Here is a 16,187-nt window from a genome sequence, read left to right on the forward strand (position 1 = left end):
CCTCTGCGACTAACTTTCGCCCAAGTGGAAACGAGGAACGAACCCATGACTGCGGCCTCTCCGTTGCCGATGACTCCTTTAGGCGAACTCCCGTCCTTTGTGAAGGATGTGAGGGCCGCCGGCTCACCCTTTCCGGCCGTCCATTACTGGGTGCCGGAGCGGACCGGGGATGCCGCGACCGATTATGAACGCGGCCGGCTGCATTTCGGTGACGCGGTTGCATTCTCTCTTCGGCCGAACGCGCCGCTATTCTTGGCGTACGTAGTGGTGGCGATGTTCGCAAATATCGGCCCCATGGAGCGCGGGTTTCTGGAAGCGATGATTCAGGCGGCCCAGGTCGGCAGGGCAGCGCCTCGCCTGACCGACGAGGAAGTGGCCGTGATTGAGGTTGAACCAAGCGATCAGGCGCGCCTACGGGAAATTGAAGCCGAAATGGCCGAAGCACTGGCAGCGAGGTGTTGGCTCCCAGATTTGCTGTTTTTCACAGTCTTCAACCATCTCGGCGGCGCGGAGGGTGAATTTGTCGGTGGCTCGATGACAATGTTTGCGCGCACTGCACTCAACGGAAAAAGGAACTAGAGATGTACGCCAATCGAGAGAAGAACGAATACGACGCCATGGTTGCGCGCGTACGGAAGTATTACGGCCATGGCGTTGAGATCGGCGGCTACAATAGCCACGACCTCATAAAGCTGCGGGCGCTCGATGCGAAGCGGGAAGCAGATGAGGTGCGAGCCGAAGCGGCCAGACCCATGAACGAGGCTGCGGGGCGGCTCAATGCCACTTACATGCGAATCATGAATGCCTGGCGAACTATCACCGATGCTCAGGAGCAAATTGCCAAACAGCGGCGCCTGCACCTCTTGAATGGCATAAACCCGGAGTTCTTGACGCCTGTCGAGATGCCGGCCGCAATGCAATCTCACCCGACCGTCGAAGAATACGACGCGGCGAACACGGAAGCGGCGGCGCTGGCAACCGAACTAGAAACCCGGGCCCAGAAAATGGCGAGCTACGTAAACGGCTGGGAGCGATCCACCCCCGATCAGCGGAACCTGTCGCTCATCCTCGCGCTGGCTGCCCGCCTGGAGCAATTGGAGACCGGGGTGTGACGAGGAAGGACACGCCGCCCAAACAGGCTGTAACGGTCGACGTCGCGGCGATGAAAGGCGCTTTGAAGCCTATCGGGGGCTCGCAGTCCGACGACTGGAACGATGTGATCGCCTCGCAGGCGAGCAACTCGATCTGGAAGAGTTCGAACCCGGAGGTTGCGGAAAATCAGCTCAACGCCGTGGTCGCCGGCCTGTACTTCATCAGCCCGAAGGACGAGTTAGAGGGAATGCTGGCGGCCCAGCTGATGGCTTCCCATAACGCGGCAATGAAGTGCTACCGCCGCGCCATGATTGAGGGCCAGACATTCGTGGGACGATCTGAATCCCTTACCCAAGCCAACAAGCTATCCCGCACCTATGCCGGCCTCCTCGATGCCCTGAACCGCCATCGTGGCAAGGGTCAGCAGAAGGTCACCGTAGAGCATGTCCACGTCTACGACGGCGGGCAGGCCATTGTGGGAGCAGTAGGAGGGGGCGGGGGACCTGACAAAATGGAGCATCAACCTCATGCTATTAGACATGCAGAAGGCGCCCCGTTGCGGTGCCAAGACCCGAAGCGGGAAGCCGTGCCGATCGCCCGGGATGCCGAACGGCCGATGTTGGATGCACGGCGGTCCGTCAACCGGAGCACCCAAGGGAAATCAAAACGCGTTTAAGCACGGGTACTATTCGAGGGCTTCCAAGATGCATCGTCGGGAGGTCTCGGCGCTATTGTCCGCCGCTCGCGATCTGATTTGCAAAGAACAGTAGACGAATAAGTTGATGCGCCTTATCTCCAGCAAAGCGAACTTTCGGAGATTGTCATCAGCAATGAAGAAGCTCCCGCCGCCGAGATATCGACGCAAGCCAATGGACGGACAAGATCCGGCTCCTCAGGCAAAAGCGCGTTATCCCAAACCCCCGATCGGTGCTGAAATGTCGAATGCAGTAGCCAAAATCTGTGCCGAGCTTGGTGTCGAGATATGCAAACCCAATGAGCACCAGGCCGTACCGGGAAAAACTACCGCCAAGGCCACCTTGGAGCGCATCTATCGCGACCACGGGGAGGGGCATCTTATCCTCGTGCTTCGAACCATCACCGAGACCGAGAACGCCTATATCCGGATGGACGCGTTCATTTTGCACGCCATTAGCGACCTCATTGCCGCGCATCCTGAATGGTCTAATACCGGGCTTCGCTGGCTCGAGGTCTTCGACAAGATTGACCTGGCCGAAATGCAGGCCCACGCGAAGTTCAATCGCAACGTGGTGTCGCAGCGGAGCGCCATTGCGACCATGCTGTATCAGGAACTGTCCAGGGCCTTTGAAGAGGACACTGGCCCACAAACCCCGGAGGAGGGTGGAATGCCGATCGACAACGACTTGCTGTACGGGACGCGGGCGATTGCCAACTATCTCGAGCTTCCGGTTCAGAAGTGCCGGGACCTGATCAATCTGGCCGGCATTCCAACCTTCACGATGCCGGGCTCCACAACGCGCTGCGCCCGGAAGTCGTCCCTGAACGCCACCTGGCAGAAATACGAACAGGCGGCCCAACCGCGCGCCGTGGCGGGGTGATCTGGATGACCGGGGCCTCGGCACTTGGGGTGACACGATTGCCAAGGCTCTCGGAGTCGCCGGGGCGCCAAGTCTTGGTTCCTTTCGACAAGCGCGAATGCATCAGCTTAAAGGAAGCCGCGGGCGTCGCCGGCAAGTCGGAATCGACAATGCGGGCCTGGGTTGAAGAACATGGGCTGGGCCGCCGTATTGGGGGAGGGACCTGGTCCGTCAGCCGGGTCGCATTGGCGATGTTCCTGGATGGCGACGATAGGGCGCTGCGGGCGTATCATGCTGGCGACCGCAGCAGTGAGATCGTGATGGGCTATTACGAGCGGAGCGGCTGTCCGCTGGTAGCTTGATGAACCGCAGCGAGTAGCCCTGGCATCGTCGGTTCGGCCTACGCCGCCATTCCAATCCGAGTTCTTGCTTCGGCTTGTTGGCGTCGAATTGCGAGTGTGAGGACCAAAAGTCCAGGCATTGCAAGCGCGTCGTGTTCGTCAACGAGGCCCCTCGCCCGTAGCGCTTGTACGACTTCGGGGTGGTCGAAGCGCAGACTGCCACCGCCAAATAGCTTGATCAGCGCGCGTCGCTCGAACTTGGTGAGTCCGTCCCAAAGCAAGGTCTCAGACATCGGTGAGAATCTCCTTGGCCATCGGCACCTGAGCATCGCGCCAAGGAGGTTAATGAAAGGTTAATTGCCGCTTCACGGGCGCCTGGCGCGGATTTGCGACCGGCATGAAGCACCAACGGTGGAACTAACTAAGATGGATCTGGGAGGTGGGCGTTTGGTGATGGCTGCTTGCGATGGCGATCCGTTCTGCCTGCTCCCGGCATTCTCGCGCATACTCCATCAGAGCGTTACTCGCATAAGCGTCCATGATGGACTTCGCCAAACGGTCGGCTCGGACGGCTTGCTCTAATAGTTGCTTGGCTGTCATCGCTGCACCTCATGGGCACAAGTTGATACAAATGCCATCGTTCCGACCGACCTCCCTTCAGGGTTAAGGCTATGTAAATCAGGTCACTGAGCGTCCCACTTGGGTGGATCGACCGGCTTCGATTGGCGGCAGCCGTAGGAACTCCGACGTTCCCTAGCCGTTAGACTCTCACTACTGAGTGGTAAACTGTACCCTATCGTCCGCTTTCCTCCCCGGGGCGGTCGGCGGGGTCTTTTTTGTGAGTAGCGTTGTGCGTAGCAAAAATGAGATGCCGGGGTTCATTAAACCCCAGCTCGCCACCTTGAAGGCCAGGGCGCCTCAAGGTCAGCAATGGATTCACGAAATCAAATTGGACGGCTACCGCGTCCAGGTTCACGTCAACAAGGGAAAGCGCAAGGTCTTCACCCGCAATGGGCTGGACTGGACCAAACGCTTTTCCCAGTTTGCGGGCGCCCTGGACATCTCGGGCCAAGCCATCCTCGATGGGGAGGTGGTCGTCATCCACGAGGGCCGGACCAACTTCTCTGAACTCCAGGCGGACCTGGCGGCCGGCAGGCAGGACAGGCTCGTCTATTATGCTTTCGACCTTCTCTGGCGGGACGGCGACCTCCGCAAGCTGCCGCAGATTGAGCGCAAGCAAGCCCTGCGCGGCCTGATGGGCGAGAACGGCATTGAGCCACCCATCGTCTACAGCGAACACCTCATTGGCGACGGGCAGGAGATGTTCGAGCACGCCGCCAAACTCAACTGGGAAGGCATCATCTCCAAACGTGCAGACGCCCCGTATCGATCGGAGCGGACCGAAGCCTGGCAGAAAATCAAAACCGTCCAGAAGGGGAAATTCCCGGTCATCGGGTTCGTAAAGGATCCCACGGGCGTTGCCGCACTCTATCTCGGCAAGCGGGAAGGCAAAGATCTGGTCTACATGGGGAAGGTCGGCACCGGTTGGACTCGTACGGTCTCCAGCCAAATCCGCAAACAGCTCGATACGGTCGTGAGCCCGAAGTCGAAGCTCACCAAGCCGATCAAAAAAACCAAGGCCGTTTGGGTCGAGCCATCATTTACGGCTGAGGTTGAGTACCGGGATATCACCTCGGAAGGCCTGCTTCGGCAGAGCTCGTTCAAAGGCCTCGAACCAAAATAGGCGCCCCGGCGGCAGCCCCACTTGCCCCATATCAAGCCCAGCATTAGGTTGCCCGCTGGTAGAGGGCGAAAGCGCGCCCAGGGTCAGAGCCGATTACCTCGCCGGGATTGCGCCGCCGCTTTCCGATACTCGCGGGGGGAAACCCCAAACGCCGCTCTAAAGCAGCGGCCAAAATGCGTCATGTCCGAAAACCCCCATCCCTGTGCAATTTCGGCTATGGTTCGAGGGACTTGGTTGGGCTCTTCAAGAGCAAACCGGCAACGCGAGAGCCGTCGGGACAGAATGAGACGGTGAAGCGAGGTATCCTGTTCGGCAAGAAGCGCATTGGCGTATCGGACGCTTATTCCAACGATATCGGCGACCTTCTGTCCATCGAGCTCGGAATCGGTGAGCCTCGCTTCCACCACTGAACGAATCTGTCCCAGCAATAACGCTTTTGCATTCGAGACGCGAACGGTAGCGCTCCCAATTGTTCTCGCAATGGATAGTCCGATTAAGTCGAGCATGTGATTGCCGACCATTTCTTCCGTTATAGAAGCTGTTCTCCCAGCGAGCGATGGCAGTTTTGCGGCGACCGAAAGCGCCAGATCATCGTCCGCCCGCTCGGCCGTCACGCGACGCCCGATCAACTCGCGGTTTCCACCGATTCGTGCGCGTAGCTCACGACGCGGAACCTTGATAAGGAGGGTTTTCGAGTCTCGCGAAAACCTGGCATCATAAGGCAACACCGGCTCAAGCAGCATCAGCGAACCGACGTCCAGGTTAACCTCACGCGCGTTCTGGACGATAAGGACGCTGCCCGACAACTGGTAACACAGGAACACCGTGTCGGATCTGGTGCGCTCGACGTGGGCCAAGGTGTGAGAGACCTGCATCGGCGAGTTGCTGAACTCAACAAGGTCCAGGTTGCCGAAGTTCGCGGCTTTGATCTCAGCTTGAAACGTCTGCCGATTTTCCGGCACAGAGTCATGACCTACGATCTTCTTGCAGGCGAGGCTGTGCCAATAATCAAATCGGTCCCGGGGGTGAACCGAGGAGGTCGAGAAGATCGTTTCCACGTGTTTGCCGTTCCTTAACCGTAGGTAAGCCGACGAATTGGTCCATGGCGGCCGATTGAAAGCACAGAGCGTCTGCTAGAAACAGACTAAGTCGAAACTGCGTTGTTGCACGTTCACTTTAAGGGAACTTTGTAGCTTTTTCGCCGGAATCCGCAAAAACACGGGGCTGCAGATGCGACGACCCACGATGCATCACCGTCAGGCGACTCGACAGACAGAAGCACTGCCAGTAGAGCCCGGAAACGTTTCGCTCCCGCGAGCCATTGTCCTCCACAGCAAGGATGGGAACAAGCAAACGCTGGGGTTCCCGCCCGTTAATCTAGCGGAGCCGAAGCGCGTAATTTTCTCCACCCCACTTTACGCGACATGCATGTCGGTCGATGGTTTGTGGTCGACAAACTGCTTGGTCTTGAGCGTTTGGGACACCGGCGCCCAACTTGAGGTAAGTCTTCCGGGTGACCTCACCGAATTTTATCTTTTATTCACGTCCCCTCCAAGGTCGGTCTCCAGGCAATGTAGAAGAGTCAGCACACGCGGCAAAGTGATCGAAGTCGCGTATCTGCGGAAGCAACCGGCCTTCCAGCTGAATGCGGGGTTGGTGTTATGAACCACGAACGTAGCTTTGACGTCGATAATATGTTGTCGGCATCCTGGGATCAGCTGCTTGCAATAGATCTCGCCTCAGAGGTAGAATATTTCTCCTCCGACAAGCGTTGTACGATTCAGGAATTGCGAAGATTCTTCGCCATCAAGTGCTATCGCGACCTGCTCGTTAGGTTGAAGACAGCACGCGAGGGCAAAACGTCTTTTGACGCCCTGAGGTCAGTTGCCCGAGAAATGCGACAATATGCGTTGGAGCGTCCCGCCTTGTGGGCTGCCGCATCGAGAACGCTCACAAGCGATTGCGCCGAGTGGCGGGCGGGCCACAAAGAACTTTGCGACCTCATCAAATCGGTTTTCGCCGAATGTGGGGTGCATGGACAACACGCAGAAGACGCCTTGTATATGCTTCGGAGCTTGGTGCGCGGCTTTGCCGTGCATCAGATCCTGGGCTCATTCCTGCACGTCCATTCCTATGACGAGAGCTTCGAAAGAGTGCTCGAGATATACGTGGCTGGGGTACGCTCGGTCGGGGCTGCTGCTGCTAAGGCTGCCGTCGAAGGGCCTGGCCTCATCAGCCCGGGCCTTAGGAACCTTTCGAAACCATGAGGGTTGGACCGTTTGGGAGGAGACTCCGATGCCCAATCGCCTATGGACCCATAGTGAGATCGACAAATTGAAGAGCCTCGCAGGTACGATCCCCACCGCCCAAATTGCAAGTGAGATTGGGCGCCCCACTTCAGGTGTTATAATGAAGGCTTTCGAGCTGAAGCTATCCCTGAAGTTGAAGCCTAATCAGGCGCGCTCGCCGGCAAACGATCCCGGCCCTGCGGGTATGGACCTTACCATCTGAATGTTTGGTTAGGTAAGCGGCTGCCGAGTGATGGAGATGTAATGTCGGCTCAGATTATCAAGCTATCCGACCGCCGCAAGACGCGCCCTATATCGTCTTCAAGCCTCATTGGCTTGTCGGTCGCGATTTTCGTAGCGTACGCTGATTTGGGCCTCATGATTTATAGGTCGATATTCGATGCTGCGAAGCAAGGTGTGAAGTCTAATTCTGAGTAGTTGTTCAGCGATCACTTGAAATACGACGATGATAGCGCACTCGAATGATGATCGAAGCCCTCTGCCGAATCTAATAACCTGCGTCGAATGTCAGCAAGCGATGAAGATTGAAGGGGCGTCCCCGGACGGTAACGGCAGTGACCTTGTTCGGTATAGATGTAAGATTTGCGGGGCCCTTGAAATCGTCCGGCTTAATCGCCGTACCTACTGACGTCGTGCAAGTGTTAGCGCAGGACCTCGCACACAGTAGGGCCGAAACGGTTAGGAAGTGGGCTCCCGCCGATTTCCTGTGCGTGCGCGCTTAAGTAACGGTGCCCCCTCGGCCGATGACAGCCTGCACCTGAACGTGAGTCCAGACCCCACCCCGAGCTGTGGGCACTCGGCGTTCATTCAGCTTGGTGACAATGGCGGCATTGCTCTTGGTGCCAGTTTGCCTGGATCTCGCGAATGACCGGCAGCACATTGGCTGCAAACTTCCCGGCGGTGCGTTCTTTCAAGTAACAGAATGTATTCCTATATGCCCTCCATGCGATGCGCTGGGCGTGGCAGACAAGGCGGGGCGGCGTGCCGTGCCAATGCACGCGCAGGAACTTTCAGCGTCACAAACCGTTGGTGGTCATGGATTACGAAGTTCCAGAGAAACGGCTGCCCACAAAGGAAGAACGTGAGGCAAAGAAAGCGAAGGCCCGCTGGGATGCGGAGCAGAACCTTGCCGTGCGAAAGAAGTCGGATGATGCATTCCACGAAAACTTCGAGCGGTTGAAGGCTGAGCGGCTCGCCCGGGAAAACAATTCATTGAAGTGTCGCTGAGGGCGGATGTACCCCTCGTGACAGTGAAGACCTCCAGCTTCGGCTCGGAGGTCTTTTGCGTTTGAGCTACTAATCCAGGATCACGATACGCTGCGCCTTTCCGAAAACCCGAGCTGCTCAGCGTGCGCCCTTTAACGTGCATGACGTCGAGCAGGTGGTCGCGGTCCCATGATCACACTTAATGCAAACATCAACGCACTGAACCATAGCCTTGGGATTGTATGAGCGATATAGGTCAGTTGCACACTTGCTGACTGATCCCGTCGCCTGCTCTTCGGGCGAGCAGGAGGTCACAAGGGCCGCGACGGTGAGCAAAATGGCCAGGTGTCGCATGAGCCCTCCCTTTGAGTATTGATGTTCGAATTTGCAAAAGTGAGCAATAAACAACCCGATTATCAAGCAAGAGTTTTAACGATCTCCGGTTCGCGCCGAAGGGCGTTGACGCAAGAATCTTCGCAGAACCAGCAACCTCCGCAACATCAACAGCCTTGCTGTAGCGGTCTCCACATCGCGCTTTCATGATCCCCGCATTGTTCGCCCGGAAGCGAACGACGCGGATGCCTAATCTCAAATCCATGGCGTCCGGCGATCTAACGATCACCCTTAGCCGCGTCGGGTCTTTCCGGGCCGGGCGCCATGGAGACCTAGATGCGTATTCTCAAGCTTTCGATCTTGCTGGCGGTGTGGCTCGGGGCGGTGGGGCCTGTGTCGGGGCAGATGTCGCCAATCCCCGGATTCCCGCCGGGGGCGTTTCAGAGTAGGGCGGCGTTGGATGCTGGTTCGGCAGGCGGCTGTTCCCAAGCAACGACGTTTCTCGCTCGGACGTCTGGTTTGAGTGGTACAGAAACAACAGCGTACACCAACCTCATTTGCGGGTTGGTAACTGATGGCATTATCACTGGCACGCTCTCGGGTGCGGCAGCGTGCGGGACAAAGCTCGATGCGTTGTGGATTTTTGCGACGAATACGACAACCACAGCCAATCTCAACCTTTGCGGCACCAGCGCTACCGTCACGATAAACGGTGCCCCAACCTTCAGTACAGACCTTGGCTATACGACCGATGCCGCAGGAAACAATACGCTCAATTCTAATTTTACCGCATCGACTGCCGGTGGGAATATGGCGCTTAATTCTGCGCACGTCTCGGCATGGAATATAACGGGCGGTGCTGGGTCGTCTGATCGACTAATCGGAAATAATGTCGCTACATCAAACAGGGTCACATTGCGTCCTCTGGACGGGACAAGCAACACAGGCTTCACCATAAATAACAACACACAGGATGCTGTGGCGGGCAGCGTCAGGAACGGGCATTTTCTAAGCAATAGGTCTGGTGCATCGGCGCTGCAGATTTACCTCAACGGAGCTTCTCTTGGCACAGGAAGCTCGGCCTCCGTGGCGCTGACAGATCAAGCGTTGCAATTTGGTGGGGATTCTACTGGTGGAAACGGCTGCGCTTGCCAAATCGCATCCGCTTCAGCAGGCGCGTCTTTGAGCTCGACAGACGCTGCTAATTTATACAGCCGCCTTAGAACCTACATGACCGCTGTTGGTGTACCGTGAACGATTGGGCGAACATACGCATCCTCCAAATTGCCGCTCTGGTCGTATCGCTTGTCGCATCCGCTGATGCGCGCTCCATTCATGGCGGAGGCGGCGGCTTTAATGGCGGCAGGTCGCAGGTAAATCTGAATTTCGTCCAGACCGGGGGCGACTTTGTTTTCGCCAACGGGCTTTTAACAGCGCAAGGCTGGTCCCTCGGTGACAATAGCGGCTCTCCGGCAGCGAACGAGTTGGACAGCAATGGGTATCCGCTCCCTGGCGCTGGTTTATTCAGCCACGGCGGCGTCTCCACGGTCTTTTTCGAGCCCGCTATCGTCAACGGTGGCAGCCAGTATGTTATTCCGGTAACCGGGAAGTGCACCTTCTCCAGCGAAGGAACGGTCGTTACCAAGACCATCTCTACCGCCACAGGCGGAGCTACCACAGCCGTCATTGATTTTGGATCGGCGCACAATTTCACGTCTGGGATGGAAGCGCCGATTTCCGGCGTGAGCGGGACGATCGCGGGGTCGCTCAACGGGAACAAATTTGTGGTCGCCTCGACCACCACCAACACAATCACGATCACCGTTGGCAGCAGCACGACGGGACTGTCGGGGACGGGCGGAACCGCTGCGTATGGCAGTAAAACGGTTGGTGTCGCCACCGGGGGGCGTGTGATTGTCGACATCACGGCAGCCGCGATCCCCCACAATGCTGGGTATTTGCAAGTTGGGTTTGGCATCTCGGCGACCGACGCTACCACACCTTGCACCAAGATGGCGTTCGTGGCGTTGCGCGACGAGGCCCGGTACAATGCCGACAGCAACGCGCGCGGCTCCGATTTCCTTGCAAAAATGCGAGAGGGAAACCAAGGCGTTTTTCGTGACCTGAATATCGCCAACACCAATATCTCGACCGAGACGACGTGGGCGACACGCAAGCCGCAGACCTATTGTTCATTCCAGTCGGGCCACTATTATGCTCCGATCTACGCAGGCACCGCGACCGGATCGGGGAACGACTACTCGGTCACGCTGGGCAGCGGGCCGCCCGTCGACAAGACGCAAGTCAACATGGCCATGCCTGCACACGCGCTCGCGTGTTCGACAGGGGCGGCATCGCAGCTAACTTTCACCGGCAATCACGGGATGTCGGCGGGGGACCCGTTCAACATCTTCGCATCGGCCACCGGCAGTCTGCCGGTCGACAGCGGGACCGGCAGCGCCATCAACCTATGGACCGGCACGAGCGGCACGATTATCTACTACGTCAAAACGGTCATCAGCCCGACTGTCGTCACCTTTGCCCTGACGCAGGGAGGTATAGCGCTCAATCTTTCCAGCTGCGGGACAGCAACGCTGTTTGCCCAGCCGACCGTTGTCGATCAGGCGGTGACGTTCACGAACGGATCATCCACGGTTTTGTGGACGGGCCACCCATCCCTGCACGTCAACGATCCGATCTCGTGCACCGGAACCTCGTTGCCGAGCAACATTTCCGATTATGCCTCATCCTACTATGTAAAGAGCGTCATCGACGCCAACAACATCACCATTTCGGCCACGCCGGGCGGGACTGCGATCACCAGCAGTGGCAGTGGTTCGGCCACAAACTGCATTCGTCAGCCGACGCTGGCGCTCAATGGGGGCACGGCCTACCCGATCAAAACCCCTGGGGCTAAAGGCTTGAGCGTCGCCGGGAACCGCATCCCGCACGCGCGCTGTTTTGGCATCAATGTTTGCCACGGCACCGCGACGTTTGACGCGACGCTTTCGGTCTGGCTGTTCGATGGAGCTCAGGATGCGGCGGAGGACCGCGTCATCCTCGCTGGCTGGCCGCCTGAAGTAGTATTGGCCACCGCCAAAGAGCTCGGGATGCACGTCTACTATACGTTGCCGCCCTATACGCTGGACAGCGTGACGGACTATCTGCCGTCGCTTGTCGCCTACACCAAAAGCTATATCGCAACCAACGCGGCATGGATGATCCCTCGGTTTGAGGGCTCCCCGAACGAGTGTTGGAATGGCAATTTTTACGGCACTGCGATCGGTCTTGCCAAATCCTTCGTGCTGTGGGGCGCAGCGGATTACGACCAGTGGTGCGGAAAAGTCGCCTCAACATCCGGGCAGGTCGTCAAAGCGGTCTATGGCGGCACGCCGGGGGTAAGCTACCAGACCCTGCAAGGCGTGCAGACGGGACCATTCTCGTCACCTACAAATAATCCGGCCACGCGGCTCTCGGCGGCGGCGTATGTCTCTGCCGCCGCCGTGCAGTCGCCGCTCTCTGGCAGTTGGGGGACGATTACCTTTACCGCGACTGAGGCCTATAAGTGGGTAACCACGGTCGTCGCCGCCCAGTATTACAGTACTGCCGCAGAAAACACGTCAATTCCACCTTCCCGCGCCGGTTGAGTCAATCGGGCAGGGGCGAAAGATGGGGATTGACTCGCGGCGCGAGCCTTGGGTGCTATAGCCGTATTTAATCCAAGTGCGGTGTGTAGGCGCAAGTCCAATTTCCACGTTAGAAAAGCGTCGGCAATAGGCCGTTCAAAAGATTGACTGCGTCCGAGAGATTTTCCTTAGCCACTAACGCATTCGAGCCCGGCTTGTGAGCCACGTTGTCAAACGTATCCTTCTGCCCACCGGTTAGAAAGCGTTTGAGTAGCCGTTCTTCGGCGCCATCAAAGATCTTTGGATGACCACTACCAAGCGATTTTTTTATACTAGGTTCGAGCGACAGATCGGTCGCGGTGGCTAGTGAATCGGTGGGCGCTTTAATTTTGGCTCTTTCCTGTAAGACAAGTGCGAGAATCGTTCGAAACAGCACCGCGGCAGCGTTCGGGGCCGCTTCCTTAATTGCATTGAACTCATTCAGCAGCGCAGCGAGCTTTGTGTCTTTTACCTTCTTGATATTCGCCTCATAGATCGTCTCTACAATTTGGGTTGAGTCGATTCCCCGAATATTTTCGTCCAGCATTCCGACTACTCTCGCGCGCAAGTCTTGTACGACCGGCAGCGGAGCCTGCTGGGGAACTGCCTGGATGACAAAAACAAAACGAGTTGCAAAAATGGACGTGACCGGGCAATCGGCTTGCAGGAACTAGCGCCAACTCCCAGTACTTTGTCTTCCATTCAGTTATGCGCTCATAGGTCAATTCGTCGTTCGCGATTGCGAGTAACTCCTCGCGCGAGGCGCGCAGCTGCTCGATCACGTAAGCAGTCAGTACCTTCATTGGAAAAATCCGGCGCCATAAGAAAGGAGCAATGAAGCGACTTTGCAACCCGGAGTCAATCGGCGTGCCGGGATCGGGCGAAAGGCCGTTCGTTCGCTAGCTTCAACGCGATCCTCCGATGCTGTGACCCTGCGCGTGCAGCGCGCGCCGATCTCCGGTCAGCTTCTCGGCATAGTCGTCGATCGCATCGATCAAGTCGCGGCGACCCATCGCTTGTAAATATCATGGTTCGTGAATCGGCTTAGATCAAATGCCGCTACGATGAGTTGACTGACCATCGATGCAGAGGGCGTATTGTTCATTGGGCTCACTCAACTCATGGGTTTCGGTTCAATCCTGCCCTTTGGCAGGGCCACAGGGCTTCACACCCGGCCCCATGATTTCGCGCATGCCACCCGGCTGGATCTTCGGGTGCAGCTTCCACGACCATCTGCCGTCCGCTTCGCCGAACAACGAATAATCGATCTCACGATATTGCATTGTGCGATCCCCCATTGCTGTAGCGGACTCACAGAGAAATCACCTGATTGCTCAGCACAACCGTCCATTTTGGGCACAGTTGAATTTCTTGGCCGCATCGTTGAAACGATCGATGATCGCGCTGTTCTCACTCTTTAGGCAATCGACGTAGGCGCGAACCTCGATCTGGTAGAGATCCATGAGGGGCTGGCAAATCTCGATTGATACTCGGTCAACGAGATAATCCAGGCATGGCGGTCGCGCAGGCTGCACCAAATCGCCTTGAGGAAAACTCGTGAAGCCGCGGCACGCCGACGGATATTCCCCGGCCTGACTGGCTGCCGAGACCAACGCGAGAAGCGCTGCAATTGCTGGAATACGCATTTCACAGCCTCCGACCCGCGAGAGAAATTGCTGTACTGCAACCGCATCCAAGCCGATGACTAGCGGGGAGAGCAGGGACGCAGCAAAAAAGCCGCAGGCATTCGCGCGCCGCGGCTCGCCGGGTTCGAAAATTGATGCTTATGAAATTGTCCAGCCCCGGTGAGCAGAGCTAAGGCCACATATTACTAAGGGTAAATTAAAATGCGCTGTTCCCGAACAGGAACAAAAAATCTGTTGCTGAGTGGTCACTGCGCCCCGAAAGGGGATGGATTTTTAACGCAAATTAGGTCGGCTTTTTGGTATGGGGTCGAACGCCGTCAGTCGATGGCAGGCCCAACGTGTCTCTTAAGTGGGACACGGATCCTTTTCCTAGATCCTGTAGGCTCAACAGCGTTTCGTCGGAAGCCTCGCGGATCTCGCCGACTGTTCTCCACCCAGCCGCCGATATCGCCTTCCGAATCCGGGTAGAGAATTTGACTTTGTCGAGCGGCGTATCATCCGGCAATTCGGGCGCGGGGTAGAGCATTGGTCCTTCTGCAGCCTCTCGCTCTAAGCGCTCTGCCCGCAATCGTTTGCGGTTTTCGTGGAACGACTGCTGCGCGTCCTCATGTTCGGTCATCGCGTCTTTTGCTTCGGCTCCCCTAAGAACCTTCCGTTCTGCGGTGGAGAGACCAGGATCGGTGCTTTTCTCTTTGCGGATCATTTCCCCTTCGCCTTCTTAGATGGATCGACCGGTGACCGCTCGCCGTCCAACCAATCTTGCTCTTCAGCCAAAGCGCGCCAGGCATCTTCCATCCGCTTGAACCGATTCCTGTCCGGTTCATTTTCAGCCGTTTCCGCCATCTGAGCGCAGTTGGCAGCATTCAAACGGTATTGGTCAGCCGTCGTCATTTCTTCACCCTCAGCGCCAGCCCTACAAGGCCGGGGGCATTGGCTAATATGTCAGCGGCAGCACTCGTTGCACAATCGCGCCAAGGCAAACGAGCACCACGAGCAACTTGAGCAAATTTGCTAGCCGACCGTCGGTGGCGAACTTGTCGATGGCCCAAAAGCAGATTGCGCCGATGACGACGATGATCAAAACCCCAATCAAAACTGAGATCATGGCAACCTCGTTGTGCTGTCGATCTTCATTTCCCCTTCGCCTTCAGCCCGAGTCGACCAGCCGGCGGTCATTCTGCACCGCATCTCAGCCCGTGACCAGCGCGGTTGAGTAAGGAGCCGACTCAAAATCGGTCCTCTTCGACTATGGAAAGGCAATGGCGTAGGCCGCCACCGGCCCGCCGCGACTCGGGTTCTGCATCTGTCGGCGCAATTCCGCGCTGATGGAGCGGAGACATGGAGAACGAACGCTTATCTTATGGGCAGTCACGCGCTGAGAAAATGCGGGCGGCCCACTACAAATGGGTAGGTATGCCGCCAGGGCTCACGCCAGAGTTGGCCAGCAAGTTCATGCTCGGACTTTACGGTGGCAAAACGATCACAAACATGACCAGCGCGGGCGAGCATTACATTTGCTCGTTCGATCGATTCAACAAGCATTGCGAGTTAAACCCGCAGTGGGGATCTGAAGCGCGCAAAGCCAGCAGAGCTAGCTTCATCGCTAAAGAAAAAGCTTCCAATCCAAAGAAGCGTGCAACACAGATAATGTGTCTGAAGGGCTTGCACGCGATGATGCCAGACAATGTGATGATGCACAAAGGCCGCCGAAATTGTCTGGCGTGCTGGCGTCACGCATTCAAAAACCCACCGACGCATACGATATTGCCTGTACTCGACCAGATCAAAGAGAAGTTGAGCCGAGGTGTTTCTCTAGGCGAGATTACCAATGGCAAGGTGACCGGCGGCGGGAAGGTAGACCGGTCATTGGTCCTTGTGCGGTCGAACGTGCTATATCGCTATAGAGAATTAAATCCGGACTTCGACGAATTCGTCAGGCGGGCGACCAGCAAAAGTAATAGTCGCGGCCAGCGCATTCGACAGACGCGCGTTCGCACGGCCGCACGACGCAACTCGAACAACGACTATCAGGCGATCCGCAGTCTGATCCCGGCAGGCAACCCGCACAGAGACGATATCGTGGCACGCATTTTCGAAGATCTGCTCGGCGGTACTCTGAAGCGCGAGGAAGTTCCTGCGCGCGTCAAAGGCTATATCGCAGAGCTAAATAGGCTGTACCCAACGAAATACGTTAAGTTCGGTGATGCCACCTTGGTATCACTGGACGAGGTTCTATTTGACGACGGGTCGATGACCAGGGGTGACACGGTCACCTGCGGGCTTTGGGACTAGACG

General features: G+C 57.2%; 19 protein-coding genes and 1 pseudogene. 13 read left to right on the forward strand and 7 right to left on the reverse strand.

What is annotated here, in order from left to right:
• Nucleotides 1-45 precede the first annotated feature (45 nt).
• From BLR13_RS28835 to ligD, 7 genes and pseudogenes are all read left to right on the forward strand, one after another.
• Nucleotides 46-579, forward strand: coding sequence for a hypothetical protein (locus BLR13_RS28835; protein ID WP_143039627.1), 534 nt, complete (start codon nt 46-48; stop codon nt 577-579).
• A 2-nt stretch (nt 580-581) separates the two neighbouring features.
• Nucleotides 582-1,112 (forward strand): hypothetical protein, encoded by a 531-nt coding sequence (locus BLR13_RS28840; protein WP_074816857.1) that lies wholly within the window; start codon nt 582-584, stop codon nt 1,110-1,112.
• Nucleotides 1,109-1,768 (forward strand): hypothetical protein, encoded by a 660-nt coding sequence (locus BLR13_RS28845; RefSeq protein ID WP_197679489.1) that lies wholly within the window; start codon nt 1,109-1,111, stop codon nt 1,766-1,768. The genes BLR13_RS28840 and BLR13_RS28845 overlap by 4 nt, the downstream gene beginning before the upstream one ends.
• Nucleotides 1,692-1,862: pseudogene (locus tag BLR13_RS42305) on the forward strand (hypothetical protein); the annotation flags it as partial. The gene BLR13_RS28845 and the pseudogene BLR13_RS42305, both read left to right, overlap by 77 nt.
• 60 nt (nt 1,863-1,922) lie before the next feature.
• Nucleotides 1,923-2,669: a hypothetical protein gene (locus tag BLR13_RS28855; protein ID WP_143039626.1), complete on the forward strand. Its 747-nt coding sequence runs from the start codon at nt 1,923-1,925 to the stop codon at nt 2,667-2,669.
• Nucleotides 2,670-2,743: 74 nt separating this feature from the next.
• The gene (locus BLR13_RS28860; protein ID WP_244524955.1) at nt 2,744-3,010 is read left to right on the forward strand and encodes a hypothetical protein; all 267 of its coding nucleotides are present in this window, start codon (nt 2,744-2,746) and stop codon (nt 3,008-3,010) included.
• Between the two features lie 847 nt (nt 3,011-3,857).
• On the forward strand, nt 3,858-4,733 hold the full coding sequence (ligD, locus tag BLR13_RS28875) for a non-homologous end-joining DNA ligase (protein ID WP_074816846.1): 876 nt from the start codon (nt 3,858-3,860) through the stop codon (nt 4,731-4,733).
• A gap of 83 nt (nt 4,734-4,816) precedes the next feature.
• Here ligD and BLR13_RS28880 read toward each other — a convergent pair whose 3' ends face one another.
• A complete protein-coding gene (locus BLR13_RS28880) occupies nt 4,817-5,791 on the reverse strand; it encodes a helix-turn-helix domain-containing protein (protein WP_074816843.1) in 975 nt (324 codons plus the stop codon).
• A gap of 603 nt (nt 5,792-6,394) precedes the next feature.
• Between BLR13_RS28880 and BLR13_RS28890 the strand changes: the two genes are divergently transcribed.
• The 5 genes from BLR13_RS28890 to BLR13_RS28910 all read left to right on the forward strand — a co-directional run bounded on the left by BLR13_RS28890 (nt 6,395) and on the right by BLR13_RS28910 (nt 12,228).
• Entirely contained in the window at nt 6,395-7,000 is a 606-nt protein-coding gene (locus BLR13_RS28890) for a TetR-like C-terminal domain-containing protein (protein ID WP_074816836.1), read from the forward strand.
• A 28-nt stretch (nt 7,001-7,028) separates the two neighbouring features.
• Nucleotides 7,029-7,244: a hypothetical protein gene (locus BLR13_RS28895; RefSeq protein WP_074816832.1), complete on the forward strand. Its 216-nt coding sequence runs from the start codon at nt 7,029-7,031 to the stop codon at nt 7,242-7,244.
• An 833-nt stretch (nt 7,245-8,077) separates the two neighbouring features.
• Nucleotides 8,078-8,269: a hypothetical protein gene (locus tag BLR13_RS28900; protein ID WP_143039625.1), complete on the forward strand. Its 192-nt coding sequence runs from the start codon at nt 8,078-8,080 to the stop codon at nt 8,267-8,269.
• Between the two features lie 648 nt (nt 8,270-8,917).
• Nucleotides 8,918-9,835, forward strand: a complete 918-nt coding sequence (locus BLR13_RS40555; RefSeq protein WP_143039624.1) for a hypothetical protein — start codon at nt 8,918-8,920, stop codon at nt 9,833-9,835.
• Nucleotides 9,832-12,228, forward strand: coding sequence for a hypothetical protein (locus tag BLR13_RS28910; RefSeq protein ID WP_143039623.1), 2,397 nt, complete (start codon nt 9,832-9,834; stop codon nt 12,226-12,228). Before BLR13_RS40555 ends, BLR13_RS28910 begins: the two co-directional genes overlap by 4 nt.
• A gap of 109 nt (nt 12,229-12,337) precedes the next feature.
• On the opposite strand, the gene BLR13_RS28915 is transcribed toward BLR13_RS28910, so the two are convergent.
• The 6 genes from BLR13_RS28915 to BLR13_RS40570 all read right to left on the reverse strand — a co-directional run bounded on the left by BLR13_RS28915 (nt 12,338) and on the right by BLR13_RS40570 (nt 14,997).
• On the reverse strand, nt 12,338-12,793 hold the full coding sequence (locus BLR13_RS28915; RefSeq protein WP_074816821.1) for a hypothetical protein: 456 nt from the start codon (nt 12,791-12,793) through the stop codon (nt 12,338-12,340).
• 586 nt (nt 12,794-13,379) lie between these two features.
• A complete protein-coding gene (locus BLR13_RS40560) occupies nt 13,380-13,529 on the reverse strand; it encodes a hypothetical protein (RefSeq protein WP_154070736.1) in 150 nt (49 codons plus the stop codon).
• Nucleotides 13,530-13,580: 51 nt separating this feature from the next.
• A complete protein-coding gene (locus tag BLR13_RS40565) occupies nt 13,581-13,892 on the reverse strand; it encodes a hypothetical protein (RefSeq protein ID WP_143039622.1) in 312 nt (103 codons plus the stop codon).
• Nucleotides 13,893-14,175: 283 nt separating this feature from the next.
• Nucleotides 14,176-14,595, reverse strand: coding sequence for a DNA-directed RNA polymerase subunit alpha C-terminal domain-containing protein (locus BLR13_RS42470; protein WP_074816818.1), 420 nt, complete (start codon nt 14,593-14,595; stop codon nt 14,176-14,178).
• Entirely contained in the window at nt 14,592-14,783 is a 192-nt protein-coding gene (locus BLR13_RS28925) for a hypothetical protein (protein WP_074816815.1), read from the reverse strand. The genes BLR13_RS42470 and BLR13_RS28925 overlap by 4 nt, the downstream gene beginning before the upstream one ends.
• A gap of 43 nt (nt 14,784-14,826) precedes the next feature.
• The gene (locus tag BLR13_RS40570; RefSeq protein WP_154070735.1) at nt 14,827-14,997 is read right to left on the reverse strand and encodes a hypothetical protein; all 171 of its coding nucleotides are present in this window, start codon (nt 14,995-14,997) and stop codon (nt 14,827-14,829) included.
• Between the two features lie 233 nt (nt 14,998-15,230).
• On the opposite strand from BLR13_RS40570, the gene BLR13_RS28930 reads away from it, so the two are divergent.
• Entirely contained in the window at nt 15,231-16,184 is a 954-nt protein-coding gene (locus BLR13_RS28930) for a hypothetical protein (protein ID WP_074816812.1), read from the forward strand.
• Nucleotides 16,185-16,187 lie beyond the last annotated feature (3 nt).

The organism is Bradyrhizobium ottawaense (assembly GCF_900099825.1).
GTDB classification, from domain to species: domain Bacteria; phylum Pseudomonadota; class Alphaproteobacteria; order Rhizobiales; family Xanthobacteraceae; genus Bradyrhizobium; species Bradyrhizobium ottawaense_A.

Coding starts and splice junctions, on each gene's coding strand:
- BLR13_RS40565 (WP_143039622.1), bottom strand. CDS start 13,892: ATGCGTATTCCAGCAATTGCAGCGCTTCTCGCGTTGGTCTCGGCAGCC.
- BLR13_RS40570 (WP_154070735.1), bottom strand. CDS start 14,997: ATGATCTCAGTTTTGATTGGGGTTTTGATCATCGTCGTCATCGGCGCA.
- BLR13_RS28835 (WP_143039627.1), top strand. CDS start 46: ATGACTGCGGCCTCTCCGTTGCCGATGACTCCTTTAGGCGAACTCCCG.
- BLR13_RS28915 (WP_074816821.1), bottom strand. CDS start 12,793: ATGCTGGACGAAAATATTCGGGGAATCGACTCAACCCAAATTGTAGAG.
- BLR13_RS42470 (WP_074816818.1), bottom strand. CDS start 14,595: ATGATCCGCAAAGAGAAAAGCACCGATCCTGGTCTCTCCACCGCAGAA.
- BLR13_RS40560 (WP_154070736.1), bottom strand. CDS start 13,529: ATGCAATATCGTGAGATCGATTATTCGTTGTTCGGCGAAGCGGACGGC.
- BLR13_RS28930 (WP_074816812.1), top strand. CDS start 15,231: ATGGAGAACGAACGCTTATCTTATGGGCAGTCACGCGCTGAGAAAATG.
- BLR13_RS28890 (WP_074816836.1), top strand. CDS start 6,395: ATGAACCACGAACGTAGCTTTGACGTCGATAATATGTTGTCGGCATCC.
- BLR13_RS40555 (WP_143039624.1), top strand. CDS start 8,918: ATGCGTATTCTCAAGCTTTCGATCTTGCTGGCGGTGTGGCTCGGGGCG.
- BLR13_RS28925 (WP_074816815.1), bottom strand. CDS start 14,783: ATGACGACGGCTGACCAATACCGTTTGAATGCTGCCAACTGCGCTCAG.
- ligD (WP_074816846.1), top strand. CDS start 3,858: ATGCCGGGGTTCATTAAACCCCAGCTCGCCACCTTGAAGGCCAGGGCG.
- BLR13_RS28895 (WP_074816832.1), top strand. CDS start 7,029: ATGCCCAATCGCCTATGGACCCATAGTGAGATCGACAAATTGAAGAGC.
- BLR13_RS28840 (WP_074816857.1), top strand. CDS start 582: ATGTACGCCAATCGAGAGAAGAACGAATACGACGCCATGGTTGCGCGC.
- BLR13_RS28900 (WP_143039625.1), top strand. CDS start 8,078: ATGGATTACGAAGTTCCAGAGAAACGGCTGCCCACAAAGGAAGAACGT.
- BLR13_RS28855 (WP_143039626.1), top strand. CDS start 1,923: ATGAAGAAGCTCCCGCCGCCGAGATATCGACGCAAGCCAATGGACGGA.